This window comes from Bacillota bacterium (assembly GCA_012837285.1).
GTDB lineage: Bacteria > Bacillota > DTU030 > DUMP01 > DUMP01 > DUNI01.
On sequence record DURJ01000156.1, the window covers coordinates 1 to 5,081 of the forward strand.

3 protein-coding genes are annotated in these 5,081 nt (G+C 47.0%); 2 read left to right on the plus strand and 1 reads right to left on the minus strand.

What is annotated here, in order from left to right:
- Nucleotides 1–1,137: HAMP domain-containing protein (locus GX016_09355; protein HHT71753.1), on the plus strand; the 1,137-nt coding region annotated here is incomplete at its 5' end.
- Between the two features lie 119 nt (nt 1,138–1,256).
- Here GX016_09355 and ppsA read toward each other — a convergent pair.
- A complete protein-coding gene (gene ppsA, locus GX016_09360) occupies nt 1,257–3,881 on the minus strand; it encodes a phosphoenolpyruvate synthase (protein ID HHT71754.1) in 2,625 nt (874 codons plus the stop codon).
- A gap of 244 nt (nt 3,882–4,125) precedes the next feature.
- On the opposite strand from ppsA, the gene GX016_09365 reads away from it, so the two are divergent.
- Complete coding sequence (locus GX016_09365) at nt 4,126–4,713, plus strand: TetR/AcrR family transcriptional regulator (GenBank protein ID HHT71755.1); 588 nt, start codon at nt 4,126–4,128, stop codon at nt 4,711–4,713.
- Nucleotides 4,714–5,081: the final 368 nt, after the last annotated feature.

A 5,081-nucleotide genomic window follows, 5' to 3' on the forward strand; every position in this document is an offset into this window, starting at 1 on the left:
AAAAAGATGCGCCTCGGGGACAGAATCGGCTTAGTAACATACAATCTGGCGTTTTCCGTTCGGGGCACGTCTTATCGGATAGTGTACGATTTAGGCGCTGATTTGAGGCGGCTGTTGTATTTGGCCGCTATTGTGTTGTTTTTTGAGCTGCTTATTCTAATAAAGAATATAAACAAAGGCTCAAGAGCCATCAGGAAGACTCTTAAGCCTTTGTCGGAGATGGCGGAAAAAGCGAGGCAACTCAATGAGGAATTGTATTATCGGCGCTCGCTGCCGGACAATACGCAGATTAAGGATTTGGCCGGTGTTATTAGCGATATTGATGCCAGCCGGCTGGATCGGCGCCTAGCGGTGGATGAGTCTCAAAATGAGCTGAAAGACCTGGCCGCGGCCATAAACGGCATGTTGAATCGTATCAGCGCTGCTTATGAATCGCAGCTTAGATTTGTCTCTGATGCGTCCCATGAGCTGCGTACACCGATAGCTGTGATCCAAGGCTATGTAAATCTTCTGGACCGGTGGGGCAAGAAAGATGAGAAGACCCTGCAAGAGTCAATAGAAGCAATTAAGAGCGAGACGGAAAGCATGAAGGATTTGGTGGAGCAGCTTTTGTTCCTGGCCCGGGGTGATAATGAAACCCTGCAGCTCCATAAGCAGGATTTTGACTGCTGCGATGTAATCGATGAGATCATAACTGAAGCGCAAATGATACATCCTGATCATAATTTCCAACTGGATTTGGAGCGGCCGGCTGATATTAAGGCCGATAAACAGTTGTTTAAGCAGGCGATTCGAATACTGGTGGACAATAGCATAAAATACAGTCCCAGCGGGGAGAAGATTATTATAAGGGTTGCGGCGGAGGAAGGTTCGGTGCACATCAGCGTACAGGACAATGGCATCGGAATCGCTCCGGAGGAGCTGCCGAATATTTTTGAACGCTTTTATCGTTCCGATGAATCTCGGGCCAGAAAAACAGGCGGTTCGGGTCTGGGCCTGGCCATTGCCAAATGGATAGTGGAGCGCCACGGAGGGTACTTTGAAGTTTTGAGCCGCTTGGATATCGGTACACGCATTACTATTGTGCTTCCTGCCCAGGAGCGGGCACGGAGGACACAAAGGAAGGGAGCCTCTTAAGGGGCTCCCTTTTCTGGGCAGGTCCGGGGAATTGTACCGGTTGCATAGAACGAACACAAAAACGCACTTCACTAATCACTACTGGAGTTGTTTACCAACTTTACTGCTTCAAGCAGCATTTACCCTAGTATTTCTACATATCCTTTTGTTCCGTTAACACTGATCTTGTGTCCGTCTTTGATCAGCTTTGTGGCGTTTTGCACGCCTACAACTGCTGGAAGACCGTATTCCCGTGTTATAACTGCACCGTGAGTAGTGAAGCCCCCTACTTCGGTAACTAGGCCCTTAATGGTTACAAACAGAGGCGTCCAACTGGGATCGGTAAACTGTGTCACCAGTATATCACCCTCTTCTAGCCTAGCCTCATCCACCGAAGAAATCACCCGGGCGCGTCCTTCCACCACGCCGCTGGACACGGGGATACCTGCAAGGGCTCCTGTAGGAATACTGCCTGTAGAATAGTCGCCAGCTGGAACAAAGCCTTCGGAGGTGATGATACGAGGAGGAGTCAGCTTCTTATAAAGGATATAATCAGCCTTCCGCTGTTCGATAATGGAGTAGTTCGCCTTTCTTGTCTTTATCACCCGGTATAGTTCATCAAAATACAAATAGAAGATGTCTTCACGATCTTTGAGTACGCCTTGCTCCACTAATCGCGCGGCTTCTTTCCACAGGGCCTTCTTGTAGGCGTGGAAGCGGCGAACTATATAATATTTAGGGTATTCACGACACCCGATGAAGTTACGCAGCAGGCTGATACTCTTCCTCATCTTCTTCGCCTTTTTACTGCCACCTGGCATTTTTTCCAGGTGACGAATGATCTCTTCCTCTTTTTTCTCTGCTTCCAGCCGACCGTCTTTGAGCCGGGCTACGTGTTCACCAGGCTTAAGGACGTTGATGTTGGTCAGTAAGATGGGAATGAGCTGCGTTGGCTTCTCTTCCCAGCGGGCTTGAGTGATGTCTATTTCCCCAGGACACCGCATACCGTATTTGTCCAGGAATGCTTTGAATGCTTTTCCTGTTTCTTTACCTCCAGGAAGCTTTGCCAATTCCTCGAAGAAGTTATCATCAACGGGTTCTTCAGCAAGATATTCTAAAACTGCTGGATAATCTCGGGCGATGTCCGCCACATTGCACAAGGCAAGACCCATTTCCGTGGTAACGTTATGATCAACAGACCTGGCCAGGATGTCAACCACATTCTTCTCACCTAACCACTTCCCCACCTTTTTGTTAATTGAGTCGCTAACTAACAAGGCGGCGGTAATGGCTCCCAGCATCTTCGGGTTATAGGCCATGGCCAGCATTTTTTCGTGATCCTCAGCGATGAACTCAAACACCTGCTCTCCCGACAGCTTTGCTAGCTGTTGCTCGATTGCCGTAACCTCATGCTCAAATTCGGCCAGCATTTCTCCAATGATGGAAGGGTCGTTCTTTTTGGAGATTGTCAGAGCTGCCATTAGCGAAGATATTGTGAATATGCCGCCCTTTAGGTTCCTTTGGCCGCGCGGCAGAGAGGCCATGAAAGCTTTATCTTTCAACAGCTTTTTCACGGCGCTCTGAATTAGCGGGTCCTGTTTGCCTGTTGCCATCACCAAGCGTTTGCGCCCCATGAATGAGGAGAGATCATGGGTGATATCGGCAAAGACCCTACCACCAGCCTTATCCAGGGTGAACCCGGCTAGCGGTTCGAAGAAGGAAATCCCAAGCGGCTTAATGGCATCGGTCATCATCTGAAGATGGCCGACTGACATGAATACACGGGGTTTTCTGGGATCTGCTGCTTTCGGAATGGGGAAAAGCGTGGTGATAGGACGGCTCTGGACGATCTGGAACTGGCCGTCACTGTAGCACCATTCTATATCCTGGGGACAACCGAAATGGGCTTCGATTGTCTTTCCTATGGCGGCAAGCCTTAGTATCTGCTCATCTGGCAACACTTGTTTTTTCTGCCTGTGGGACTCGATCTTCATTTTTTGGGTACCGCCGCTTTCAGCAGGCCGGATTTCCAACTTCTTCGCACCTATCATCTTTGCAACAATTTTGCCATCTTGTACTTTATAAATATCCGGATTTACAAGGCCCGATACCAGTGCTTCACCAAGTCCGAATCCGGCATCGATGGACAGGGTCTTTCTGTCAGAGGTCATTGGATCGGCAGTGAACATGATTCCGGAGACCACTGACATAACCATTTTTTGAACGATGACTGCGAGAAACACCTTTCGATGGTCGAAGCCGTTTTGGATGCGGTAGGTCACAGCCCGGTCGGTAAACAGCGATGCCCAGCATTGGACGATATGCCGGAGGATTTCAGCTCGGCCCTTGATGTTCAAATAAGTGTCTTGTTGGCCAGCAAAGGAGGCGTGGGGTAAGTCTTCTGCCGTAGCACTGGAACGTATAGCATAAGCGCATCTTTCGCCCAGCTCTGAGAGATAACGGGCAATGTCATCCTCAATGTCTTCGCCAATCTCTGTCTCTTCGATAAGCTTACGGATTTTTTTGCTGATTTCACAGATGTTTTCCCTGTCATCCACCTCTAGAAGTGACAGTTGATCCAGCAATGCGTTATACTCCTGGTTGTGCCCGATCGCTCTTTTATACGCCCGGGTAGTAACACAAAAACCATCCGGTATCTGTAGTCCCTCAATTCTGGATAGTTCCCCTAGGTTTAGACCTTTTCCTCCGACAAGCATAAGTTTTGCTTTGTCAATCTCATGAAAGCCAAGTACATATGAATTCATGTCAATACCTCCCCCAAAATAAGATTAAATCTTAAATAGCCATATGGTACGGCCTTGTTCCCAACTAAGCAAAACCTTCAAAAGGCATGTCACCGGAGAAGCTTTTAAGAGCTTATTCTAAAAAAGTTTTGAAATATATGGGACGTAAGTTCATAATATATCTAACGGGGGTTACTGTCAATAGGTTTTGAAATACAAATTGTTAAACTTCAAAACCATGATATAATAGGACTAGGTGATAAACATGAATGGATATGAAAGAAGAACTCAAGCCAAAAAAGAAGCAATCATAAGTGCAGCCCAGGAGCTTTTTAGCGAACGTGGCGTAACGGATGTCAAAGTCAGTGAAATAGCTGCGAAAGCACATGTTTCACAAGTATCAATTTACAACTATTTTGGTAATAAGAATGGGCTAGCCAGAGAGGTGCTTGCTACTTATCTTGATAAAGCTATTAAGGAATATGAGGACATTCTGGGGCTGGATATCCCGTTCTCTGAAAAACTGAAAATGATTATGGCTAAAAAGCATGATGTGGTGATAGAGATAAGTCGTTCCCATTTTAGCGAGTATGCATGGGAGGACAAAGTCTTACAGCAGGTGTACAAGGAAGCGGCAACTATAAAGGCAATCCATGTATATACCCAGTTTATTGAATTAGGTAAAAAAGAGGGAGCGATTGACGACAGCATCCCCAATGATGCGATTCTAGCATACATTCTTTCATCAATATCCATAATGCAGCAACCCGATTATCTTAAAACCAGTAGGGACTACAAAATGGGGATCTTCAGGTTATTCCTATATGGTTTGCTGGGAAAAGAGGAGGAATAATAGAGACTTGTATTTCACCCCGCTCTTTCTAAATCACGAAAACACAAGGCCTTAGAACATCTCTTTGTTGGGTGGGGGCTCCCTGTTTGTGTTGGCACAGGGACTAGCCTAGTTTCTGGTAACGGGGCGATTGGTGTAATAATTGTCCCCTAGGGGGCGGAACAAGGAATTGTGGGAAAGGAATATTAACAGATAGTGTCGAAAATAGACTGGTAACTGTTTGTCTGGGTGCTCCTGCTGGCCGGCAAATTGTTGCCGGTTGTTTTTTCGTGGTGGTTTCAATTACGATGGGGGGTGAATGGGAAAGCCGGCCTGGACGAATTAATCTTGACTGGTAGAGGGGGAGAAGCGTGGGTGGATAGAAACAA